Source organism: Gordonia sp. ALPHA1B1 (assembly GCF_005502615.1).
Taxonomy (GTDB): Bacteria; Actinomycetota; Actinomycetes; order Mycobacteriales; family Mycobacteriaceae; genus Gordonia; species Gordonia hongkongensis.
Genome location: NZ_SCOC01000006.1, coordinates 1 through 22,496, shown reverse-complemented (window position 1 = coordinate 22,496; position 22,496 = coordinate 1). Strand labels below are relative to the sequence as shown.

At 68.0% G+C, this 22,496-nt stretch carries 19 protein-coding genes and 1 pseudogene; 6 read left to right on the top strand and 14 right to left on the bottom strand.

Annotated features, from left to right (window positions below; translation table 11 throughout):
- Window positions 1-29 precede the first annotated feature (29 nt).
- Window positions 30-1,016 (top strand): glycosyltransferase, encoded by a 987-nt coding sequence (locus FFS52_RS05495; protein ID WP_137809087.1) that lies wholly within the window; start codon window positions 30-32, stop codon window positions 1,014-1,016.
- A gap of 5 nt (window positions 1,017-1,021) precedes the next feature.
- Window positions 1,022-2,296, top strand: a complete 1,275-nt coding sequence (locus tag FFS52_RS05490; RefSeq protein WP_137809086.1) for a hypothetical protein — start codon at window positions 1,022-1,024, stop codon at window positions 2,294-2,296.
- Here the strand turns inward: FFS52_RS05490 and FFS52_RS05485 are convergent.
- Window positions 2,275-3,072: an SDR family oxidoreductase gene (locus FFS52_RS05485; RefSeq protein WP_137809085.1), complete on the bottom strand. Its 798-nt coding sequence runs from the start codon at window positions 3,070-3,072 to the stop codon at window positions 2,275-2,277. The genes FFS52_RS05490 and FFS52_RS05485 overlap by 22 nt on opposite strands.
- 99 nt (window positions 3,073-3,171) lie before the next feature.
- Complete coding sequence (locus FFS52_RS05480) at window positions 3,172-4,236, bottom strand: IS110 family transposase (protein WP_212743643.1); 1,065 nt, start codon at window positions 4,234-4,236, stop codon at window positions 3,172-3,174.
- 353 nt (window positions 4,237-4,589) lie between these two features.
- On the opposite strand from FFS52_RS05480, the pseudogene FFS52_RS05475 reads away from it, so the two are divergent.
- Window positions 4,590-5,131: pseudogene (locus FFS52_RS05475) on the top strand (dihydrofolate reductase family protein).
- Window positions 5,132-5,199: 68 nt separating this feature from the next.
- Here the strand turns inward: FFS52_RS05475 and FFS52_RS05470 are convergent.
- From FFS52_RS05470 to FFS52_RS05445, 6 genes are all read right to left on the bottom strand, one after another.
- Window positions 5,200-6,492, bottom strand: a complete 1,293-nt coding sequence (locus tag FFS52_RS05470) for a hypothetical protein (RefSeq protein ID WP_137809084.1) — start codon at window positions 6,490-6,492, stop codon at window positions 5,200-5,202.
- Between the two features lie 87 nt (window positions 6,493-6,579).
- On the bottom strand, window positions 6,580-7,377 hold the full coding sequence (locus FFS52_RS05465) for a hypothetical protein (protein ID WP_137809083.1): 798 nt from the start codon (window positions 7,375-7,377) through the stop codon (window positions 6,580-6,582).
- 143 nt (window positions 7,378-7,520) lie between these two features.
- Window positions 7,521-8,690: a hypothetical protein gene (locus tag FFS52_RS05460; RefSeq protein WP_137809082.1), complete on the bottom strand. Its 1,170-nt coding sequence runs from the start codon at window positions 8,688-8,690 to the stop codon at window positions 7,521-7,523.
- 285 nt (window positions 8,691-8,975) lie between these two features.
- Complete coding sequence (locus tag FFS52_RS05455) at window positions 8,976-9,437, bottom strand: ATP-binding protein (protein WP_137809081.1); 462 nt, start codon at window positions 9,435-9,437, stop codon at window positions 8,976-8,978.
- A gap of 6 nt (window positions 9,438-9,443) precedes the next feature.
- Window positions 9,444-9,875 carry an STAS domain-containing protein gene (locus FFS52_RS05450; protein ID WP_065631340.1) on the bottom strand — a complete coding sequence of 144 codons (432 nt, stop codon included), beginning with the start codon at window positions 9,873-9,875 and terminating at the stop codon, window positions 9,444-9,446.
- Window positions 9,876-10,022: 147 nt separating this feature from the next.
- Window positions 10,023-11,222, bottom strand: a complete 1,200-nt coding sequence (locus FFS52_RS05445) for a lipase family protein (protein WP_137809080.1) — start codon at window positions 11,220-11,222, stop codon at window positions 10,023-10,025.
- A 137-nt stretch (window positions 11,223-11,359) separates the two neighbouring features.
- Between FFS52_RS05445 and FFS52_RS05440 the strand changes: the two genes are divergently transcribed.
- Window positions 11,360-12,010 carry a hypothetical protein gene (locus tag FFS52_RS05440; protein WP_137809079.1) on the top strand — a complete coding sequence of 217 codons (651 nt, stop codon included), beginning with the start codon at window positions 11,360-11,362 and terminating at the stop codon, window positions 12,008-12,010.
- 30 nt (window positions 12,011-12,040) lie between these two features.
- On the opposite strand, the gene FFS52_RS05435 is transcribed toward FFS52_RS05440, so the two are convergent.
- The 4 genes from FFS52_RS05435 to FFS52_RS05420 all read right to left on the bottom strand — a co-directional run bounded on the left by FFS52_RS05435 (window position 12,041) and on the right by FFS52_RS05420 (window position 17,792).
- Complete coding sequence (locus FFS52_RS05435; RefSeq protein WP_137809078.1) at window positions 12,041-13,561, bottom strand: acyl-CoA synthetase; 1,521 nt, start codon at window positions 13,559-13,561, stop codon at window positions 12,041-12,043.
- A 69-nt stretch (window positions 13,562-13,630) separates the two neighbouring features.
- Entirely contained in the window at window positions 13,631-14,155 is a 525-nt protein-coding gene (locus FFS52_RS05430) for a lysozyme (protein ID WP_137809194.1), read from the bottom strand.
- Window positions 14,156-14,334: 179 nt separating this feature from the next.
- Entirely contained in the window at window positions 14,335-16,110 is a 1,776-nt protein-coding gene (locus tag FFS52_RS05425; protein WP_137809077.1) for a DUF6777 domain-containing protein, read from the bottom strand.
- Between the two features lie 203 nt (window positions 16,111-16,313).
- A complete protein-coding gene (locus tag FFS52_RS05420) occupies window positions 16,314-17,792 on the bottom strand; it encodes an NAD(P)/FAD-dependent oxidoreductase (RefSeq protein ID WP_137809076.1) in 1,479 nt (492 codons plus the stop codon).
- A 132-nt stretch (window positions 17,793-17,924) separates the two neighbouring features.
- On the opposite strand from FFS52_RS05420, the gene FFS52_RS05415 reads away from it, so the two are divergent.
- Window positions 17,925-20,165 carry a molybdopterin-dependent oxidoreductase gene (locus FFS52_RS05415; RefSeq protein WP_137809075.1) on the top strand — a complete coding sequence of 747 codons (2,241 nt, stop codon included), beginning with the start codon at window positions 17,925-17,927 and terminating at the stop codon, window positions 20,163-20,165.
- Window positions 20,166-20,395: 230 nt separating this feature from the next.
- On the opposite strand, the gene FFS52_RS05410 is transcribed toward FFS52_RS05415, so the two are convergent.
- Entirely contained in the window at window positions 20,396-21,061 is a 666-nt protein-coding gene (locus FFS52_RS05410) for a fasciclin domain-containing protein (RefSeq protein ID WP_171011559.1), read from the bottom strand.
- Window positions 21,062-21,197: 136 nt separating this feature from the next.
- Window positions 21,198-21,779, bottom strand: a complete 582-nt coding sequence (locus tag FFS52_RS05405) for a DinB family protein (RefSeq protein WP_137809074.1) — start codon at window positions 21,777-21,779, stop codon at window positions 21,198-21,200.
- A 190-nt stretch (window positions 21,780-21,969) separates the two neighbouring features.
- Here FFS52_RS05405 and FFS52_RS05400 point away from each other — a divergent pair.
- The coding region (locus FFS52_RS05400) for a pyridoxamine 5'-phosphate oxidase family protein (RefSeq protein WP_137809073.1) at window positions 21,970-22,496 on the top strand (527 nt) is incomplete at its 3' end.

The window sequence follows — 22,496 nt, the reverse complement described above, 5'->3', positions numbered from 1 at the left end:
AAGACTTCGACCGGAACTGAAGAGGACTGATGGAAAAGAGTGACATCGGCAAGTTGTCGGTGGTGATCTGTGCGTACACCACCGACCGATGGGCTGACCTGATCCGATCGGTCGACGCCGCCGAACGCGAACTGACCGACGACGATGAACTGATCGTGGTGATCGACCACAACGACGAGCTGTTCGACCTGGCGAGGCGGGAGTTCGCCTCGTCGCTCAAGCCGCTGATCTGGGTGGTGGCCAACGACGAGAAGCGCGGTCTCTCCGGTGCCCGCAACTGCGGCACCCGTCTCGCCTCCGGTCAGATCGTCGGGTTCGTCGATGACGATGCCGCCGTCGAAGCCGGTTGGCGTCGGCGACTTTCCGGGCAGTTCACCGACTCCGATGTTGCGGCGGTGGGCGGATACGCAGAGCCGGTGTGGCCCGGCGACCGACCCCGTTGGTTTCCCCGGGAATGTGACTGGACAGTGGGATGCAGTTACGCGGGTTTGCCGACCGCGCCGGCGCCGGTCCGCAATCTGATGGGGTGCAACATGGCGTTCCGTCGCCGGACCTTGCTCGACGTCGGGGGATTCGACACCGACCTCGGACGGGTGGGCACGCTGCCGGTGGGCTGCGAAGAGACCGAGTTGTGTATCCGGATCGCCCGTCAAGACCCGGCTGCGAAGATCATCTTCGACCCGGATGTCCGTGTGCGACACCATGTGAGCCGCGCCAGGACAAACGTCCGCTACGTCTTGCGGCGGTCGTTCGGCGAGGGCGTCTCCAAAAGACAGATCAGTGGCCTCGTCGGGGCGGCGGACGCTACGAGCTCGGAGCGTTCGTATCTCGCCAGGACGGTCCCGGCGGCCGTCCTGCGTTACCTTCGTGACAGTGTGACGGTCGAGCAGCGCCGGACGGATCCCGGAGGACTCGGACGTTGCACCGTTCTCGCCGGGACCGTCGTCGCAGCAGCTCTGGGCTACCTCTTCGCGATGATGACCGAGGCGCGAAGCGCGTTGAGTCCACAGACGTGAGCATCGTGAGCAGGACGGTGATGCTCGGTTCGAGGGCGATGACGGTGGACTCCGTCGCCGTGGTGGCGAGCTTCTTCGTCACGGCTGGGGCGGGAATGCTCTTCTGGGTGGTCTCGGCCCGGGTCATCCCTCCACATGCGCTCGGCATCCAGACCGCGCTGTTGTCACTTGTCACGACGGTCGGCACCATCACCGCGTACGGGGTGGGAAGTGCCTACAAGGCGATGCTGTCGACGCTCGACTGCCCACGTCGCGAACGGTTGCTCGAGGGCCTGCTCATCACCATCGGCTCGGCCGCTGTCTTCGGCGTGATGGGCGGGATGATCGCGGGCGACATGCTCGAGAACCGGGTGGCGACCGTCGTGCTGGTGGCCTGCGGGTCCGTCGTCATGGCGCTGTTCGTACTCAAGGACGCCGCTCTGATCGGACTGCACGCCTCGCGCTGGCTTCCGATCGTCAATGTGGCCGCCGTGGTTCTGAAAGTGGCCCTCGTCTGCGTGTTGGCGAGTGTCGTATCGCTCGCTGCGGTGTGGGCCACGATCGTGCCCGCCGCGCTCGGGGCGTGCGTGGTGTTCGTCGTCCTCGTGCCGCGGATTCTGCAGCGCCCCGAGAACCGCCCAAGCCCGCACCGTGTCGTGGTGGTGGATCGCGCCCAGATGCCGATGTTCGCTCTTCGCGATGGCATCGGAAGCGCGACCTCGTTCGGACTCATCCTCGTGCTGCCGTTCCTCACCACGCTCGTCGCCGGACCGGTCGCGGGTGCGACTCTGGCCTTGGCGCTCGCGGTGGCACAGGTGCTCGACTTCGTGCCGGATGGCATCGGAGCAGCCCTCACCGCGCATCTCGCGCGCGATCCGGCGGCACTGGCCGGGCAGATCCGTCGGATTTGGGCCATCTCGCAATGTCTGGTCGTCGTCGGAGCAGGGGTTCTGATCGCAGCCTCGCCGATCGTCGGGAAGATCTTCGGCCCGGCCTACTCGGGCTCGGAGTTCACGACTTCGTTGTGCCTGCTCGCGGCCGCCTCGGTCCTGCGCGTCCCCTATTCGATCTGGATGTCAGTACTCCGGGCGGAGTTGGACACCAAGTCGATCCTGCGATGCAACACGTTGGTGTTCGTCATCACCTTTCCGGTCACCCTCGTGCTGGCGGGCACCTGGGGCAGCATCGGTGCGGGCTCGGGTCTGCTCGTCAGCTCGCTCCTGCTGGGCGCTGTCGGCACTTGGGACCTGAGACGACGATGGTTGTCGAACGTAGAGGGTCACCGCAAGCTCGTCTGGTAGCGGCGCATCCCACGCAGCCACCGGTCGTAGTCGGCGCCCTTCTGGCGGTACATGTCGAGGACCTCCGGGTGCGGGAGGATGAGGAAGCGTTCGTCGGCGACGGCTTCCAGGACGATCGCGGCCACCGTCCCGGGGGTGAGGACCGCGCCGGCGCTCTCCACCGCCCGCTGCATCAACCGCTGGTCAGCGGTGGCGGAATCACCTTCGGGCCGTAGCAGTTTGGTGTCGACACCCATCGGGCAGAGGCAGCTGGCGCGGACCCCGTCGTCGCCGTGGGTGATGTTGAGCCATTCCGCGAAGCCGACCGCGGCATGTTTGGTGACCGAGTACGGCGCGTTGCCGATCTGGGTGAGCAGACCCGCGGCCGACGCCGTGCTGACGAAGTAACCGCTCCCTCGTTCCACCCAGCCCGGGATCAGGCGTCGAGCCGCCCGGATGTGGGCGCGGAGGTTGACGTCGAAGGCGAAATCCCACACGTCCTCCTCGGTGTCGACCCCGCCGCCCAATCCGATGCCGGCGTTGGCGAAGTAGAGGTCGACCGGACCGAAGGTGTTCTCCGCCAGCCGAACCGCGGCGTCGATGTGTTCGTCGGACGAGGCATCACCGGCGAGCGCGGCCGCCGAATCGCCCAGCTCCTCGGCGACGGCCCGGGCACCGGACTCGTCGAGATCGGTGACGACGACCCGCGCGCCCGCGTCGACCAGGGCGTGCGCCATCGCCGCGCCGATACCTCCACCGCCACCCGTGACGATGGCAACCTTGCCTGCGACGTCCATGGATCTCCTTCGATCGCCGATGTGTGGGTCCAGAGTTACCAGACGGAGGGGCGAAATCCCGCTCCCTGAGGTGCGAGGAGCGTAAGCGACGAGATGGTCCTATAGATTGTCAAGCGCTCCGAGGTCGGTGGTGAAGGCTTTGTAGAGTTCGCGGGCGACGTAGCGTTTGAGGCATCGGATGATTTCTTTCTTCGTTTTCTCGTTCTCGCGGCGGGTGAGGTAGGCGCGGGTGGGGGCGTGGGATTTGATGCGTCCGACGACGATCATGTGCAGCGCGCTGTTGGCGCCACGGTCACCGCCACGGTTGAGGCGGTGACGCACGGTTTTGCCAGAGGAGGCCGGCAACGGCGCGACACCGACGAGCTTGGCGAACGTCGCTTCGGTACGCATCCGCTGCGCGTTCTGCCCGATCGTGATCAGCAACCGCGCGGCAGTGATCGGACCGACCTGAGGGAGCGCCAGCACCGTCGGCACCAACGACTTCAGCAACGTCTTCAGTTCCCGGGTCAACGTGGTGACCTCCCGGTGAGTCTGCCGATACCGCTGCGTGATGGACTTCGCGGTGAACACGAACGCCGCACGCGGGTCGGTCAACGACGCCGGGGCCGTCAACGATTCGACCAAGGCGAGTCGTTGCGGGGTGGTGGTGCGGGCTTTGAGTTGATCAGCGAACTCATCGGGCGCGGTGGTGCACAGATCACGCAGCTGGTCACCGAGTTGGGTGCGGTGATCGACCGCCATTCTCCTTGCCACGTAAAGCATTCGGATCGATTCGGTGACACCTGAGGTGTCTTTGGCGTGGCCGCTGGCCCGCCCGGTGAGCACCGCCATCGCTGCGGCGTAGGCATCGAGTTGATCGGACTTGCCCTGGGCTCGGCGGGCCCGCACATCCGGAGCGTTGACCTCGATCACCTCGACACCAGCCGCGGTCAACTCCCGGGCGAGTCCGGCACCGTAGGAGGCACTGGATTCGACCCCGGCCTGCTCGAGGCGGCCGTGGGTGCGGGCCCACGCCAGCAGCTGCCGGTAGCCGTCGGCGGTGGCCGAGAATTCCTGATCGGCCAATGGCTGGCCGAGGGTGTCGATGATCGCTGCGTGATGGGTTTGTTGGTGGGTGTCGACTCCGAGTACGACCACTTGCATATCCACTGCGGTCTCGGTCATTCTGGCGATGTCTCCTTCACTGCGGTGTTGGATGACCTCGCCGGGGCGGGTGGACACGACAGTGAGGAGTCACGGGCTCACGCCCGAACACGGCCCTTATTAGGTCACACCCGCCCCGGTCTCCCAAGGTCGTTTACTGCGGTGATCGCCCGCGGAATGAGGTCGACAGATCTCGTCCATGACACAAGGTCAGCCTCGAAGCAGGTCAGACCTCACCCCGGACAACCACCACACCCATTCTCACTGCCTCGAAGGGCCCCGACAGAGGTCACGAGACTCTCGACGCCGATGACTTTCCCGCCGCCCCACGGTCTGACATCGTGACGTTCACCGAAGTGACTAGAGGCAGCGCAATGGGAAAGATCCACGTCCACGAGTTCATCACCCTCGACGGCAGCTACGAGGACCCGAGTTTCACGATGCCGTACGGTTTCCCCGACGCGCTCGGCGAGACGCTCAGTTCGTTCATGACCGACTGCACCGGAATCCTGCTCGGACGCAACACCTTCGAGATGTTCGGCCCGGCATGGTCGGACCGAACCGTCGACGACGATCCCGGCGCCCCGTTCTTCAACGACACCACCAAGTACGTGGTGTCCGCGACCCTCGACGAGGCGACCGGGTGGCAGAACTCCGAGGTCATCGGGGCCTACGACGCCGACCGGATCCGCGACCTCAAGAAGACCGTGACCTGTACATCAGCGGCAGCGGCACCCTCGTGCGGGCGCTGCTGCGCGACAAGCTGATCGACGAGTTGCACCTGCTGGTGTATCCGGTCGTGCTCGGCAGCGGTGCCCGCCTGTTCGACCGTCTGGCCGACCTGCCGCTCACGCTCGTCGGCACCGACGTGTTCGACAACGGCGTCGTGCACCTGTCGTACAGCTCCACCGACTGAGCGGTTGCTGCCGGCTTCGACTCAGAGGTGCGAGCGTCTCCGCTCTCTGAAGAGCGCGGAGCGATACCTCAGGGAGCGGAAGAAGGCCCGTCGGCGAGGTCCATCGCGGTGAGGAGCAACCGGGCGACGCGGGCGTAGGCCTGGTGCTCGGCCTCGCAGAGCGCGATCTCCTCGTCGCCGAGTTCGGCCTTGCGGGCGGTCGTGAGATTGTCCATCCACTCCCGCATCTCGGCCGCGCAGATGTCGAAGAACTCGTGGACGCGCTCACGGTCCTGACGGCACATGGCCAGCACGGTCGTCGGGGAGAGCTTGTTGTCGAGCTTCTGGTTGACCCGTAGGAGCCCCTGCAGCGCCACGGGAAGGCGATCGCCACGGCGGCGGTGCTCCAGTTTGGGGCCGCTCTCGAGGCGTCGGATCATCTCCCCGCGCGCCGACCGGGCGAAGTCGTCCCAACGTCGGAGTGCGGCATCGAGATTGGCTGGACTGAAGACCGCGACGTCGATGCGGCGCTGGGCGAAGACGAGCCCGTTGCGCACGACCAGCGCGACTTCGGGCCACCGCGGCGAGAACTCGGCGACGACCATTCCGAGCAGCGAGGGTGCGGGCACCGACGAGCTGAGGATGGTCACGATCTCCAGGGAGCGGGCGTCTCGGGTCGGTCGGAGCAGTGAGGTGCCCGTCGACCGCAGGAAGATGGCCTTGCGTGGGCTCACCACGGCGGGACGTCCGGCCGCGCTCATCGCGGCGCGGGCCAATTCGACGAGATGGTCTTTCGACTGCGGCACCACCCCGCCCTCGACGGGGGCGTCGAGGAAACGGGCCGGGGCGGTGAAGCGCAGGGTATCGGCGTCCGTGCTGCCGGCTCGATCCGAGTCGGCCGGCCGGCCGGCGTCGGTCTCGTCGGCGTCGTCGGTGTCGAGACCGTCAGCCGGGGAGTGGTGTCGGGCGAAGGACGGGTCGCCGATGCTCACGAACGACGGGTGGATGACACCCCACACCTCGCGCAACGCCCGCACGGCGGCGCCGGCGAGGTCGCCGGACCGAACGGCATCGACTTCGAAGCAGAAGGCGCTGCGACCCTCGAGCCGGCACCAGCCTCGGTCGACGATGTAGGTGGCCTGGCGCATCCACCGGTCCTTGTCGGTCCAGGTGAGGTCCCCCGCCGAGATGGTGCAGCGCAGGCGGTCTGCCGACTCGGGACTCCCGGCCACCGCGAAGGTCATCCGTCGTCGCCATCCTCCGGCGGCCGCCTCGACGATCGACAGCGTCTGACCCGGCAGGAGACGTGGCACCCGAACCGCGAGAGTGTCGGCGAAGTCCCGCCAGGCCGCCTCGAGGTCGGCGTCGAAATCGGGGGACATGCAGGCTCCTCGTGGGCGGGACGTACGCGGACCGGATCCGAATAGTACGACGCCGCGCAGACACCCGTGGCGACACCCGCAACAGAACTACAGGGGGGCGGAGTGCTCGACCGTCTCGTCGTAGACCGGGTCCCACGGGAGATCGCGGTCGGCGTAGTCGGTGCTCGTCAGCGCCACGTGGGGTACCGGTTCCCCGGTGAGCGATTTCCACGTGATCGAGTTGACGATGCGGACCGCGGCGGCGTCGAACATCGTCGGATGCCAGGTGTCCGCGGACTCCAGCGGACCCATCACGCGCGGCGCGGGGAGCCGGGGATGCGCACCGGACTGCCCGGCTCGCGACATGTCGCAGAGCACACAGGTCCCCGACGCCGACGGCAGATGACGGCGGCGTCCGGCCCACGCTTCGGCGCGCATCGGGATGACCGTCAACTGCACGAGCGTCCCGGCGGCGCTTCCGACGGCGTGCGTCGACGGTGCGACGAACTGACGGTTGTCGCCGGCAAGGCTCCGATACGAGGCGAGGGACGGCTGTGTGGGCACCTCGAGGTAATCGCCGGCGTCGAAGTCCGGCACGCCCGTGAACGCACTGCCGCTGACGACGTTGACACCGTCGACGCCGATCATCACCAGGAACGGGTGCAGGTGCGGCGAGGAGAAGTCGAGCCAGGTGGCCTCCGACTGCCACATCGGGATGGTCGCGTGCGCGTCGCCGTCGGGTGAACCCTGCGCCAGGCGGAGGGCGCCATGGCCGCCGACCGCGCCGGGCCGTCCGACCGGGTCCGGGGTGCGCAGAGCCCGCTGGAACGTGACGTGCAACCGCGCGTCGCGACCCAGTTCGGGAAAGGTGATCGTGAGTGCGCCGCGATCCGTGGTGATGGCCATGTGAGGGCTCCGATCGATGACTGGAACCGCTGAGGGTTGCCTAACCGATTGAACGCCTCATCTGGCCGCGGTGCGATGCTCCGCGTCGAAAATCGTCCGCGCAGACTACGTGCAGAGGTGTTGCCGGTACCGATTTGCCTGAGTCACTTGGCCGGTGAGCTGCGATCCGCGGCGTCGTCGTCGGACAGCACGACGACGCGCAGCGCCGCCCGCAGGTTGTGCGTGGTCGCCTTCCAGGCCTCGGCTTCATGGCGACACGCGTCGGCCTCGGCCGGGTCCGACGCGGCGGCCGCGTCGACCGCCGACCGCCGCCAGGTGAGGTGCTGCTCCTCGCTGGTGTTGATGTACGAGAGGATGTCGGCCTGGCTGTACCGGCAGATCTTGGCGACCTCACGGGCGGACAGCGACCGGCCGTCGGGGTCGAGTTCGAGCAGTGTCTGCAGAGCGTCGGGGAAACGCCCGTCGTTCCTCGCGGTCAGCGGTGCGTCCTCACCGACCTTGGCGATGACCGACGGAGCGCAGTCGGCCAGGAACGTGAACCACTCGGCCAGAGCGGAGCTCAGGTTGTGCGGATGGAACACGGCGCACTCGACGGTCAGCGTTGCGAACACCTCGTCCTCGAGGAGATGCACACGTACCGCGGACCCCATGGTCGGCTGGGCGGCGACGATGTCGGCGGCGCGCCGGCGGTCGGTGATGTCACCGGCGAGGCGCGCGAAGAACTCGAAGCGGGGTGCGTCGCTGCGCGGACTCAGCCACGACGAGACGGGCTTGGTGGGCAGGGCGATGTCGCCGTCGGCGTCGGTCTGGATACGGCAGCCGGTGAGGTCCTCGAGCGAGCCGACGAGCAAGGCCCGCAGATGGTCGGCGTCGAACGGCTGGACCGCGACCTCGATCTGGGGTTCGGGGCGCGCGGCGGGGGAATGGTCCAGGAACGCGGGGTGCACGACCTCCCAGACCTGCCGGAGCGTCAGCACCGTCGTGTGCGCGAGCTGATCGACGCGGCGCCGCCCGACTTCGAAGATGTGGGTGCCGTTGCGCAGACGTCGCCACCCGAGGGCGGCGAGGAGGTCGAGATGCTCGGCGAAGTACTCCGGCGTGGGATGCAGGTCGGTGTCCTCGATGGTGCAGCGCAGCCGGCGCGAACCGGTGACCGAGAATCGCATCGTCCCGTGCGGACCCTCCGGGATGGCGGGGTCCTGCTGGATCGTGAGGGTCTCGCCCGGCTCGAGATGCGACAGACGATCTCCGACGTGCAACGCGAACGTGCGCCACGCGTCGTCGATGTTCGAGTCCACGGTGAAGTCGGTCATCTCGACTCCCTTCCTCGTGCGCTGACGTGCATGCGCATTGTGCAGCGATGTCAGGATCGGGAGCACGCTCCACCGAGCTGTTCGACGGCCGGCCCCGAACCCGCCTTCGGACTTCAGGTTATGTGACTCGGCCGACAGACTTGGTCACTTGAACAGACCCGTCGACGAAGCCTTGCCCGAACCGTACCCCTAGGTCGGCGGCCCGGCTGACTCAGGCATCGGTTGTTAACCGACAAGAAGTACTTGTGTCCCCAGCCCGGGGGACACCCGTCTCACGGGCGGTTCTCAGACGCTCTGTCGTTGACGCCAGCTCAGGGTCACCGAGGTCCCGTGCGGTCCGCTGGTGACGTCGGATGCGTCGCAGAGTGCCGAGATCAGGGCGAGTCCGCGACCGCGGTACGGCGACGACGACGCATCTGTCTTCCACTGCCCCGTGTCGGTGACGATGACCTCCAGGGACTCGTCGCGCGTCTTCCGCGCCCGGACATCGATGGCACCGGGCCGGGTGCCGGGCGATGGGGTGGCGTAGGCGTGCTCGGCCGCGTTGGCGACCGCCTCGTAGACCGCGAGGACGATGTCGCTGCGACGCTCGGCGTCCACGCTGATCGTCGCGTCCAGCCACTGCGCGAACTGCTGCCGGAAGCGGTAGGCGGACTCGGGAGAGGCCGTGACCGAGAATGCGAGACCGGTCGCGTCCGTCCCGTCCGAGTCGCCGGGGTCTCGGTGAGCCGATGAGATCCGAACCATCTGTGACTAACCAGCCGGACGGTCGGCCAGCCCCTCTGTGGTGGTCATGGCCGTGATCGCATGGTTCAGCGTCGGGTAGAGCACCATCGTCTGGTCGAGGCCCATGATGGTGAGGGGGCGGGCGGTCGCCGGTCCGGCGGCCACGACGCCGAACATGCCGGTGGGTGCGATGGCCTCGTGTGCCGCGACGAGCGCCGCCATCCCGGCGGAGGCCAGGAACTCGGTGGTTGTCAGGTCGATGATCAGACCGTCGGGTTGTCCGCTCAGCGCCTGCGACACGGCGTCGGACAATTGCGGGGCGGTGAGCACGTCGATGCTGCCCTCCACGGTCAGGATCACCAGTTGCTCATGTGCTGCGGACACCACCGACATCAGCGCGCGTCCGGCACTCAGGCCACTGTCGTCGACGATCACAGCATCAGGATTCTCTGCCTGCATCGGGTGGCCCTCTCTACGGGGGACGGCGGCAGCCCGACTTGCGGCCCCGTCCCGGGAGATGTACGACGGCAGCTGCTCAACCGGTGATCCCATCGTGCCACGGCATGACGCCACGCCGGTACCGGGGTGCGCGAACGCCCTCGGCGGTTACTTTCCGAAGAGCCGGCCGAGGAAGGGGATGGTGTCGGCTTGCGACCGGACCAGCGTGCCGCTGTGGTCGCTCGGATAGGTCCGGAAGGTCACCGGCTGGCGGTTGGCGGTCAGCGTCGCCGCATAGGCCGCGGTGGTGGGATACGGCACGTCGGTGTCGAACAGGCCGTGGCCCATGAAAAATGGCTTGTCGAAACCCTTTTCGGGCATGCCCAGGTAATTCGCCAGGGTCGCGGAGAAAGTCGGCAGACTGGTCAGCGGGGCGGTGAAGTAGTCGCCGAGCGAGACGCCCCGGAGCTGCTCCTCGAATTCGCCGACGCAGCGGGTCTCGGCGAGGGCCACATACTTCCGGCCGGTCGGCGTGAGGATGCGATCGATGCCGACCTCGGGGTGTGCGTATCGGAGTCCGGCGAGGATGTAGCTGAGGTAGGCGGTCAGCGCCGGGGTGATCGCCACCGGCGGGACACCCGGACCCGCGATCTGGACCAGTCGTTCGATGTAGGCCGGCGTGCCGGTGCCGACGGCACCCCGGTAGTCGAGCTCTTCACCGCCGAACTCGGTCGCGTAGCGCGCGGTGTAGATGGCCGCGCCGCCGCCCTGTGACTGGCCGACCGCCGCCCAGGAGCGCGACAACCGTTGTGCGACAGGTCGAGTCGAAGAGAACTCCCGGCCCGCTCGCACCATGTCGACGACGTTGTGGGCCGTCGTGCGGCCGTCGAGGTAGGCGTGCAGACCCGGGGTGCCCAGGCCGGCGTAGTCGCTGGCCACGATGGCGTAGCCCTGCTGCATCCACTTGGCGAGGTACGGCAGGTCGCGCTCGGGCAGGCCCGGACCCCGGACCGAGGGGGCGCAGTCGTCGCCGATCCCCGACGTCCCGTGGGCCCACGAGATCACCGGCCAACCGCCCGGCGGTGCCGTCCCCCGTGGGGTGAACACGGTCCCGGTGCTGAGCGCCTTCTTGCCGAAAGCGTCGGTCGTGACATAGGTCAGGACGGTGGCGTCGGCGGAGCCGGGCACCCAGAACTGCGGGGCGAGCGGCCTGGCGGAGACGACCGTGCCGGCGTCGCCGAGGTTCGACGGCGAGGGGCTCGCCGGGCCGGCGGCGAGGGTCCCGGCCGCTCCGGAACCGCCGATCGCGACCGCCGCACACACGGCCAGTGTCGGAACCTTGCGGTGCCATCGCGTCACGTTCCACACCGTACTGCGAACGGGTGCCGGTCGTCGATTCCTCGCCTGTTCCGTTATCGCTCAGTTCCTTTCGGTGCGCCGGGAGCGGGACCGTCGGCCACGGCAATACCCTGGTTCGGACAAACCCGGCAGAGAGGTGTCACGGCATGGCGTTGCGGACGGTCGGGTTGCCGACCCCGGGGGAGATGAAACCGAGGTGGGCTGCGTACGCGGCACTGCTGGCCGTGCGGGGTGAGCGCTGGGCGCAGGGGGCGCATGCGACCGCTCACGGGTGGCATTACGACGACGGCGGAGGCAACTGGGCCGACGTGGTGTCGGCCGGATCCGGCCGCGCGGTGCTCGTCGGGCACGACCATGAGTACTCCGAGACGTATTTCCGCGAGGGGGCGACGTACTTCGGCGAGGAGGAGACCGACCTGCTCGCCGATGCGCCCGGCTGGTGGGAAGCGGCGATCGTGCCGTACCTCGACCGGCAGCGCACCGAGGGGATGTGGATCGGGTTCATCTACGGCTTCGACGGCCGGTGGATGCGGTCCGACTACGACGCCGACGACGGCTTCACCAGCGTCGGTCTGCCGTTCACCGACGACGAGACAACCGGCGACGCACTCGTCGATCTACTCGGCAACTGGTTCGGCGAGCTGGGACTCACGTCGCAGGCCGACCTCGGCACCCGGCTCCGGGCGATGGTCGCCGCCGGTGATGCGCCGACGGCGGCAGACCTGCGGCGGATACTCGGACCGGCGGCCGCGCACGCCGACATCGACGCGGCAGTGGCTGCGGCACAACGTTTCTGACGATGTCAGGTCCGTCGCGCCGCGCGTCCGTCACCGCGAGCGCAGTTCCCGCTTGAGCAGTTTGCCGCTCTGGTTGCGGGGGAGCTCGTCGACGAACCGCACCTTCTTCGGGACCTTGAACGGCGCGATCCGGGTCCGGACGTGCTCGATCAGTTCCTGTTCGGTCACCGACCGGCCGTCCCGCACCACGACGACCGCGGTGATGGCCTCGATCCACTTCGCGTCCGGCTCGCCGATGACGGCCACCTCCGAGACCGCCTCGTGGGCGTAGATCGCGTCCTCCACCTCGCGGGAGGCGACCAGGATGCCGCCGGTGTTGATCACGTCCTTGATGCGGTCGACCACCGTGATGAAACCCTCCGCGTCGCGGGTGACGAGATCGCCGGAGTGGAACCAGCCGTCACGGAACGCGTCCTCGGTGGCGGCCGGGTTCTCCCAGTAACCGCGGCACAGTTGCGGCGAACGATAGAGGATCTCGCCGGGAACCCCGGGTTCGACGTCGTTGCCGTCGGAGTCGACGACCCGGGTCTCGACGAAGAACACCGGCCGACCGCACGAGGACGGCCGGTCCTCGTGCTCCTCCGGGCGCAGAACCGTTGCCAGCGGCCCGATCTCGGACTGTCCGAAGCAGTTGTAGAACTGCATGCCGGGGAACTGCTCGCGGAGCCGGTTCAGCACGGTCACCGGCATGATCGACGCGCCGTACTGGGCCTTGCGCAGCGAGGACAGATCCCTGGTCGCCAGATCCGGGTGACCGGCGAGCGGAACCCAGACGGTCGGCGCGAGGAACAGCGACCCGATGCGGTCCGCCTCGACGCGACGCAGGATCTCCGGGATGTCCGGGGTCGCCATCAGCCGGACGGTCGCGCCCACGGAGAGGTACGGAAGCATGAAGACGTGCATCCCCGCCGAGTGGTAGAGCGGCATGGCGATCAGCGGGTTGTCGTCCGCGGTGAAGTCGAGGGCGATCACCGACGACACGTACTCGCTGATGAGTGCCGCGTGGGACATCATGGCGCCCTTGGGCTTCGAGGTGGTTCCGGAGGTGTAGAGGAGCTGGGCGAGATCGTCGCCGTCGGCCGCAGAGGTGAACTGGCCGGCCGGTCTGGTCGCCGTCTCGAGAAGCGAATCGTCGGCGTCGCGCAGCGGGACGATCTCCTCGACCTCGGCGAGATCGCCGCGGATCTCGTCGATCCGTTCGGACAGGGCGGGGTCGACGAGGACGGCACGTGCGCCGGACTGCACGACGAGATAGCGGAGTTCCTCACCCCGCAGCGCGTAGTTGATCGGGACGTGGACGAGTCCCGCGCGGCAGCACGCCAGGAAACCGATGACATACGCGTCCGAGTTCGTGCCGTATGCCGCCACCCGGTCGCCCTGCTGCAGTCCGCGGGCCACCAGCCCGGCGGCGGCAGCGGACACCGCGTCGTCGAGTTGTCGATAGGTGAAGGAACGGTCGTCGAAGACCAACGCGGTGCGGTCGGGATGCCGCGCCGCGGACCTGCGGAGGATGCCGTCGATGGTGTTGGCGGAAGAAGGTCGCGAAGCCATGCCGTCGACGATACTTGGACGTCCTAGTGAACCGTGGCGGATCCGCCCATCAGTTCCCGGGTCTGCCCGTCAGGGCCAGAAGATGGTGCCGTTCAGGAAGTCCTGGGCGAATCGGTTGCCGGTTCGGTACTCGCCGCCGAGCGGGACCCCGAAGTACCCGCCCGCTCCGCCGGTCTCCTCCCACTTGCGCCGGATCTGGCCCCAGACGATCTGCGCGCCACCGGTTTTCGACCATGTGACCACACCGCCCTGGAAGTCGTTGCTCCGTCCGCTGCCCGACCGGTACTCGTTGCTGACCGGATAACCCATCGCACCGCGCTCGGCCCCGGCCTTCTGCCACCGGCTCCGGATCGCGCCGCCGACCTGGTGTGCCGTACCGCCGTCGGCGGCGGGGTGCCAGTAGAACGACGTGTCGCGTGAGAACACCTGGAATCTGCCACGCTTGGCTCCCGCGCGTTCGGGGCCGGTCGGGACGCCCCACTTGAAGAAGCCGCCCGTCGACGAGTAGGCCTCGCCGATCTTGCCGCCGACGAGGTGACCGTTGATGATCCGATCGGCCTGCGCACTCGGCGCGAGCATCACCAGCGACACCATCGTCGCCACGACCGCGACGCTCGCCACCCGCCGTCGGACGCGTCTGCGAACGGACTCCGGACGGAGGTCACGGGCGGGGCTCGGCGTCGACGTCGTGAGGGCAGAGATGCGCGCGATGGTACGGACGTCCCACGACGCCTGCTGTTGGACAGCTCACATCAGGGGTGAAACCGCAGGTGTCAGGGGCCCGCGGGAGCCTCGGGTGGGGGTGAGTTCTCCGTGGTGGTCGTGGTGGTCGTCTCGTCCGGGGCCTCTCCGGCGGGCGGCGCGGCATGTGTGGAGGGGTCCGGCGCCGGCGGGTCCGTCGTCAGGGGGCCCGGCGCAGACGGTTCGGGAGCCGGGGCGGCGGGCGGTACGACGATCCAGTTCGCCGACCGGACGGTCACCGTCTTCGACGCGCCGACCGCCGTCAGCGTCAACGTCCACACTCCGGTGCTGGTGGTGGACCCGGACACCGAGGTGCGCTGTAGGGCCGAACCGGCGACCGACCGCGTCACGCCGTCGGTGCACGAGAGGGCGACCGTACCCGCCGAAGAGCTGCCGGGGGTCGTGCAGCCCACCGACAGCCCCGCGTCGTCGAAGCTGAAACTGCCGATGAATTCCCCCGAACCGCTGAACGAGGTCGGCGTCGCGGGGGCCTCGGCCGGGGCTTCCGGTGCCGGCGCGCCGGGGACGCCCGGCTCCGACCCGGGCTCGGGCGCCTCCGGACCCGGCGCCTCGTACCCGGGCGCCTCGGGGGCCGGGGCGTCGGAGGCGGGCACCGATGCATCCGGAGGCGGCGCGTCCGAGGCCGGTCCCGGGCTGTCCGGCGCGGCGGGCGTGACCGCGGAGTCCGATTCGGACGAGTCCGGTCCAGCGGAGTCCGGAGCCGCCGAGTCCGAGTCCGGTGCTCCTTCCGGCAGACCGCCGTGCTCCTCGGCCCGCTCCTCGAGGGCCGGGGCGGCCGCGGGGTTGCCCGGCGCGATCAGTCCGTTGTGCTCGGCGTCCTCCTCGGTGTCCGCCTCGAACGGCGTGTTCAGCGCGGCCGGTGTGGGCAGGGGACCCGACGGTGGCGGGAAGCGGCTCAGATCGAGCAGTCCGCCGAGCGGTTGCGAGAAGATCTGTCCGGTCAGGTAATTCAGCAGCTGGAGCGCGTCGCCGACCGGGGTGCCGGGGGCAGCCGGGACCGACGGCGCGGGCGCGATGGTCGTCGACTTGCCGACCGCGGTGACGTTCTGGTTGTTGTACGCGATGCGGGTGACCGATCGACTCTTGTACCCCTCCCACGTCCGGCCCTCCAGCCGGTACCCGCCGAGCGGGGCGGCGGCCGGCGGAGCGAGCGGATTGCCGCACGAGCACATGGCGCGCGGGACGCCGGCGGAGTCGACGTAGACCGCCGTCCCACGCTGCAGGACGGACTGGAACGGGACCGCTCGGCCGGAGGTGTACGAGTGGTTGGTCACCCAGGTGTCGGTGGTCAGCACCACGGGGGTGAGGGTGTTCAGATAGTGCGGGATGTCGGCGGTGCCGATGCCGTAGACGCCGGCCCAGGCGCGAGCCGCCGGGGGATCGGCGAGCAACCGGTTGCTGAGTGCCGCGGTGTCGCAGGCGGCGGTGTCTCCCGCGGCATACAGCCCGGCGTCGGTGCCGTTGACCGCGCGGCCACCGAGGTCGGCTGCGCCCGCGGTACCGGTGAGTGCCACGTTCGCCGGGAGGTCGCCGGCCCCGGACACGAGGACCGGATCGGTGAACGGATCGATCCCGGGGTCGTTCGCCGCGGTCAGGGTGAGGCCGGGGACGTAGATGTCCCCGTCGCGGGCCTTGACGACGAAGACGATGCCCGCGGCGAGGACGAGCGCGAGGACGACCACGACGGCGCTCAGTACGAGGGTCAGTGCGCGACGACCTTCGGGCTGCGGCGGGATCGCGCCGTACGGGGTCGACGGGTGGGTCGGGGGACCGGGTGGATAGGTCATCGCGCAGCTCCTACTGGTCCACTCCTGCCCGGGCGGGCAATCGTTCGACCCGAGCCCAGTATCGGCGCGTCACAGAACGGGGAGCAAGGCTTGACCAGCATTTTCACGTCGTCGATGGCAAATCTCGACCGTTTGGACCACACCGCCGTAACGCCGCGCGGCGGGGCACCGACACCAGTCCGGGCCCCGCGCGCGGAGCCGGGTCAGGCCCGGCCGAACACCATCGATTCCTCGACCTTGTTGATGCGGTGGTCGATGGCGTCGCGGTAGTAGTTGTGCCGCACCTGCCAGTGACCGCGGGTGCCCGACTTCGGCAGTGCATCCGGGGACCGTTCGACGTACCCCGCCTTGAGATCCCACAGCGGCCGCGAACCCATGACCTCCGAACCCAGATGCGGGTAGGCGTGGGTGTAGCCGTTGGTGCGCATGTGCTTGATCAGGTCCGCGACCGCGCGCGCGGTCATGTCTGCTCGCAGGGTCCAAGAGGCGTTCGTGTAGCCGACCGACCAGGCGAGATTCGGGACGTCTTCGATGAGATAGCTCTTGAAGACGAAACGGTCGTGCGGTTTGACCTCGGCGCCGTCGACGCGGAGCCGGGTACCTCCGAAGCCGAGCAGTTGCAGTCCGGTCGCGGTGACGATGATGTCGGCGTCGAGGTGCTTGCCCGAGGTGAGGGTGACCCCCGAGGCGTCGAGCCGGTCGATGTGGTCGGTGACCATCTCGACCTTGCCCTCGGTGATATCGGCGAAGAGGTCGGCATCGGGGACCATGCACATCCGCTGGTCCCACGGGTTGTACGTCGGATTGAAGTGGACGTCGACCGGATAGTCGTCGGGCAGGTTCGCGACGACATTGTTCCGGATCATCTTGCGTCCGAGCTTCGGGAACCGGTGGGTCAGGTGCACGATCGCGGCCGTCTGGGCCGCGTACCTGGTGCGGATGACCTTGTGCGCCGCCTGCGGGGGCAACAACTTCTGCACGACTGGTGCCAGGTACTGCTTCTGCTTGGACGAGAAGATGTACGACGGCGAGCGCTGCAGCATCGTGACGTGCTCGGCCTGCTCGGCCAGGCTCGGGATGAGACTCACCGCCGTCGCACCGCTGCCGATCACCACGACGCGCTTGCCCCGGTAGTCGAGGTCTTCGGGCCAGTGCTGCGGGTGCACGATCTGGCCGGTGAAGTCGTCGGCACCGGCGAACCGCGGTGTGTAGGGGTTGTCGTAGTCGTAGTAACCGGTCGCGAAGATGACGAACCTCGCCCGGTGGGTCTCGCGGCGCCGGTCCTCGCCGACCTCGACCCCCAGTGTCCAGGTGTCGGTCGCCGAGTCCCAGTCGGCGGTCAGGACGTGCTGACCGAACCGGATGTTATCGGCGATGGCGAACTTGTGGGCGGTGTCCTCGATGTACTCCCGGATGTCGTTTCCGTGCGCCAGCGCCCGCGGCTTGCGCCACGGCTCGAACGGGTAGCTCAGTGAGTAGATGTCGCTGTCCGACCGCACGCCGGGATACCGGAACAGGTCCCACGTCCCGCCCATGCGTTCGCGGCGTTCGAGGATCAGATAGTCGGCGTCGGGATTCTGCTCCTTCAGCCGATAGGCGCAATCGATGCCGGACAAGCCGGCGCCGATGATGATCACGTCGCGCACGGTTGGCTGTGTGGCGTTCGGTTCGCTGTCGGTCACGGGGACCTCCTCGGTGGGGATGCCTCAGGTGCTGCCATCATGCAACACTTGTCTTCAGATGTGAACGGAATCACACCAACCGTAGGCCTGCCCGCCTGCGGTGAGTCATCGCGCGAGGTCAGGGGACGCAAGATGCCGATGGAAAAACACACCTACTGCCGAATCTGTGAGCCGCTGTGCGGCATGATCGCGACCGTCGAGGGCGATCGGCTGGTCTCGCTCAGACCGGACAAGGAGCACCCGCTGTCGCGGGGCTTCGCGTGTCCGAAAGGGATCGCGTTCACCGAGATCGTCAACGATCCCGACCGTCTCCGGCACCCGCTCCGACGACGCCCCGATGGCCAGTTCGAGCAGATCTCATGGGACACGGCGCTGGAGGAGATCGGCCGCCGGCTCGTCGAGGTGCACCAGAAATCCGGCAGCCATTCGATCGGCTGGTACTTCGGTAACCCGGCGACGTTCTCGACCGGGCACACGCTGTGGACCGCGATCTTCATGAACCTCCTCGGGACGCCGCACGTGTACTCGGCGGGATCCCAGGACGTGAACAACCGCTTCGTCGCCAGTCACTTCCTGTACGGCAACCCGCTGACCGCGCCGATTCCCGACATCAACCGGGTCGACTACCTCGTGATCATCGGGGCGAATCCGGTCGTGTCGCATGGCAGCGTGATGAGTTCGCCGCGGATCCGTGAGGGTCTGAACGCGATCACCGCGCGTGGCGGGTCCGTCGTCGTCGTCGATCCCCGGCACACCGAGACGGCCCGAGAGTTCGACTGGCTGCCGATCACGCCCGACACCGACGCGCTGTTCCTGCTGTCGCTGTTGCACGTGCTGTTCGACGAGAACCTCGCCGACCGCGACCGGCTCCGGCGGCAGGCGCGCGGCGTGGCGGAACTCGAGACGCTCGTCGCGGCCTACGCGCCGGAGGCGACCGCGGGCCGTACGGACATCGATCCGGAGCGTGTGCGCGCTGTCGCCCGCTCGCTCGCCCGCACGGAGCGGGCCGCGGTGTACGGACGGGTGGGTACCTCACTGGGGCGCACCGGCACGCTGACGACCGCCCTGCTCGACATGGTGAACCTCGTCGCGGGCAACCTGGACGTGCCGGGCGGGTCGATGTTCGGTGATCTGGGGATTCCGGGTCAGCGCCTGGGCGTCACCGCGCTGCAACGGATTTCGAGCTTTCGCTGGGCGGGGCGCCGAAGCCGCGTCGGCGGCCTGCCGCAGGTCCTCGGGACCGCGCCGGCGTCGTTGATGGCCAAGGAGATCACCACCCCGGGCCGCGGGCAGCTGCGCGCGCTGTTCGTCAGCGCGGGCAATCCGGTGCTGTCGGTTCCGAACGGCGACGAATTACGTTCGGCACTGGACGAACTCGACCTCATGGTGTCCCTGGACATCTACCGAAACGAAACCAACGCCCGGGCCGACTACATCCTGCCGGCCACCACGATGTACGAACGCGAGGACTTCCTGCTCCCGTTCCAGGCCCTGTTCACCACTCCGTTCAAACAGGCCACCGAGGCGGTGATCCCACCGCAGGGCGAGGCGCGGGAGGAGTGGACGGTGATCAACGAACTGATCGGCTTCCTGTCGTCGGAGAGCCTGCTGATCCGCTCGCTGCACGTCGGCAACCAGCTGGCGCGACGCGTGGGCAGGCCGGTCACCCCGCGCCGGGTCTCGGACCTGGTGATCCGAATGGGATTGGGAGGAGACCGATTCGGCCTTCGACGCGGTGGACTCACCTACCGCCGTCTCGTCGAGGACCACCCGCACGGTGTCGTGGTCGCCGACGACCTCGCGCCCGGGCAGCTGGCCAAGAACGTCACGTACCTCGACGGCCGGATCCGGTTGGCCGCACCGGAGTTGATGGCCGAGATCGAGCGACTCGGTGTCGCTGACGACGCAGGGTATCCGTTGCGGCTCATCGGGATGCGCGAGATCCGGTCGGAGAACAGCTGGCAGCACAACGCGCCGATGTTGTTGCGCGGCGGACGGTCCCACGCGGCCCGGATGCACCCCGACGATGCCACGGCACGCGGACTGGCCGAAGGCGACCTCGCGACGGTGGAGTCCCGGCACGGTCGGATCTCGTTGCCCGTGACCGTCACCGAAGATATCAAGCCCGGTGTCGTCGCGATCCCGCATGGTTGGGGCCACAACGGCTCCGGCGGTTGGACGCAGGCCAACGCGGCTGCGCAGAACGACCTGGGCGCCGGCGGCGTGAACGTCAACGCACTCATCTCGTCCGACCCGGCCGACCTCGAGCGACTCGCCGGTATGGCGAACATGACCGGGGTGCCGATCCAGGTGTCGGCGTTGACCGATAACCGGGTGCGGTCCGAGACGGATGCCCAACCCGCTCGAACCTGAACGCACACACCGGTTCCCCAGACAAGCAGTGATGCTCGGTAGGCAACCGGTGTGTGTTCAGGGTTTGGCGCGGTGTCCCGTGCGTCCGTACGTCATCCCGCCCGCGGAGTCCGGACTCTTCCGTGTTCGAGGCGAACGGGTCGCACCCGGGTCACGCAGCACGATTCTCACCGACGGATCGCGTCGGTGAGAATCGTGGAAAGCGCTCTCGCGCAGTGCTTACGGAGAGATCACATGCCGGCCGGGGGCATGAGCACGCTGTCGATGAGGTACACCTGAGCGTTCGAAGTGGTGACGCCACCGCAGACGACGCCGGCCTCATTGACCTTCAGGTTGTCGCCCGATCCGGTCACATTGACCTGCTGACCCTCGAGAGTGGTGTGCTCCCCGACGATCTGGTCGGGGGTCGCCTGGCCCTCGACCACGTGGTAGGTCAGGATCTTGTTGAGCAGATCAGCGTCGGTCTTGAGCTGCTCGACGGTCTCCGGGGGCAGCTTCGCGAATGCGTCGTCGGTCGGCGCGAACACGGTGTACTCACCTTCGTTGAGGGTCTTCACGAGGTTGACCTCGGGGTTCAGCTGACCCGAAAGTGCTTGTGTGAGAGTCGTGAGCTCGGGGTTGGTGGCCGCAGCGGTGGCAACGGGCACGGTCGACATCCCGTTCACCGACGCCGGTCCCGAGGGGTTGGCCTCGGCGTAGGCGGCACAACCCGGCCCGACGAGGTTGGCGGCCGGATCGGCCATCGCGCTCTCGCTCATCATGGCGCTGGATTCGGTTGCCGCTCCGGTCGTTTCGCTCGAGGTGTCCGAATCGTCGCTGGAGCAGCCGGCCATCACGCCGACGGCGAGGACCAGTCCGGTCAACGCTCCTGCTACACGGGGAATTCGCTTGATCATCGTCGGTCCAATCTGTGTTGGGGTGTCGACTGCGCCTGGCCGGCAGCCTCACAACGTCTTCGGTGCCCGGGGGCCCGCGGATTGGTCGGAGATGAGAGTGATCGTCGAGTGCCCGGGATAACTCACCCGGCAGGCGTCACTTCGCCCAGTCGGCGTCCGCCCACTGCTCGGCCCATTCCTGCCCCTCGGAGATGGCGCCCATCGTGGTCTGGCCGTCGAGCGCCTCTCGGATGATGTCGGCGTGGCCGCAGTGGTGTGCGGTCTCCCGGATGAGATGAATGATCATGACCCGGATGGACAGCCACTCGCGTTCCGGCTGCCACGGAGCGGTGGGCTGGGGGATCAGCTCGTCCAGGCTCTCGGCGTCGGCGATCACGCGGTCGAACTCGGCGGCCCCACGGTCGTACTCGGCCAGCCAGCCGGCAAGGGTCTCGTCGTCGGTCATCTCGTACTCGGTCATGGCCTGGCTCATGTCGAACTCGGCGTTCTCGTCCCGCTCGGTGATGACACGGGCCGCATTCTCCTCACCGTGCGCGAGATGCTTGATCAGCGCGCCGATCGTGAGGGTGCTGACCGTCGACTGCTTGCGGGCCTCGTCGTCGGAGAGGTTGCGTGCGGTGATCTTGAGCATGTTGCGCTGATCCTGCAGCAGGATGAGCAGGTCGCGCTTCTCGCCGGTGACGTCGACGCTGAGTTCGGTGGAGGTGTAGGTGCTCATGATGTGTCCTCTCGGTTGGTGTGAGGACCACGCTATGAGCGACGGAGGACAACTCCGGTCCTCGTTCTTCCGTTGCTTGGAAGGCAAGTCTGGAAGCGTCATCCTGCTCCCTGGGTGGATCCCCCTGCGGTCGCCGCCACCGGCGAGCAAATCTGTTGAGCCCGGAGCCTTCGGAGGCGACCATGTCCGCATGACTTCGACCGGCAGTACCCCGTCCGACGCGACTTCGCGGCTGGCGTCGTTGACGCGCAAGCCCGATCGGGCAGCCGACCGCGAGCTGCTCGACGCCCTGCTCGACGAGACCAAGGTGGGGACCCTCAGCACCGTCGTCGACGGTCTGCCATGGTCGGTGCCGATGCTCTTCGCCCGGGACGGCGACTCGATCCTGCTGCACGGATCGACCGGGGCGGGTGCGCTCCGGCACGTCGCCGCGGGTGCGCCGGTGACGTTCACGGTGTTCGCGCTGGACGGGCTCGTCGTCGCCGACACCCTCTTCGACCATTCGGCGAACTACCGGTCGGTGGTCGTACGCGGAGTCCTCGAAGTCGCCGACGACGCGCAGTTGGCTTTGGAAGTGTTGTCCGACAAGCTGATTCCGGGGAGGGTGGCCGAGGTCCGGCCGACAACGCGCAAAGAGTTGGCAGCGACGGTGGCCCTGCGACTGCCGATCGTCGACGGCCAGTGGATCGCCAAGGCGCGGACGGGCGGGCCGGGTGG

Coding starts and splice junctions, on each gene's coding strand:
- FFS52_RS05495 (WP_137809087.1), top strand. CDS start 30: ATGGAAAAGAGTGACATCGGCAAGTTGTCGGTGGTGATCTGTGCGTAC.
- FFS52_RS05485 (WP_137809085.1), bottom strand. CDS start 3,072: ATGGACGTCGCAGGCAAGGTTGCCATCGTCACGGGTGGCGGTGGAGGT.
- FFS52_RS05480 (WP_212743643.1), bottom strand. CDS start 4,236: ATGACCGAGACCGCAGTGGATATGCAAGTGGTCGTACTCGGAGTCGAC.
- FFS52_RS05470 (WP_137809084.1), bottom strand. CDS start 6,492: ATGTCCCCCGATTTCGACGCCGACCTCGAGGCGGCCTGGCGGGACTTC.
- FFS52_RS05465 (WP_137809083.1), bottom strand. CDS start 7,377: ATGGCCATCACCACGGATCGCGGCGCACTCACGATCACCTTTCCCGAA.
- FFS52_RS05460 (WP_137809082.1), bottom strand. CDS start 8,690: ATGACCGACTTCACCGTGGACTCGAACATCGACGACGCGTGGCGCACG.
- FFS52_RS05455 (WP_137809081.1), bottom strand. CDS start 9,437: ATGGTTCGGATCTCATCGGCTCACCGAGACCCCGGCGACTCGGACGGG.
- FFS52_RS05450 (WP_065631340.1), bottom strand. CDS start 9,875: ATGCAGGCAGAGAATCCTGATGCTGTGATCGTCGACGACAGTGGCCTG.
- FFS52_RS05440 (WP_137809079.1), top strand. CDS start 11,360: ATGGCGTTGCGGACGGTCGGGTTGCCGACCCCGGGGGAGATGAAACCG.
- FFS52_RS05435 (WP_137809078.1), bottom strand. CDS start 13,561: ATGGCTTCGCGACCTTCTTCCGCCAACACCATCGACGGCATCCTCCGC.
- FFS52_RS05430 (WP_137809194.1), bottom strand. CDS start 14,155: ATGGTGTCGCTGGTGATGCTCGCGCCGAGTGCGCAGGCCGATCGGATC.
- FFS52_RS05425 (WP_137809077.1), bottom strand. CDS start 16,110: ATGACCTATCCACCCGGTCCCCCGACCCACCCGTCGACCCCGTACGGC.
- FFS52_RS05415 (WP_137809075.1), top strand. CDS start 17,925: ATGCCGATGGAAAAACACACCTACTGCCGAATCTGTGAGCCGCTGTGC.
- FFS52_RS05410 (WP_171011559.1), bottom strand. CDS start 21,061: ATGATCAAGCGAATTCCCCGTGTAGCAGGAGCGTTGACCGGACTGGTC.
- FFS52_RS05405 (WP_137809074.1), bottom strand. CDS start 21,779: ATGAGCACCTACACCTCCACCGAACTCAGCGTCGACGTCACCGGCGAG.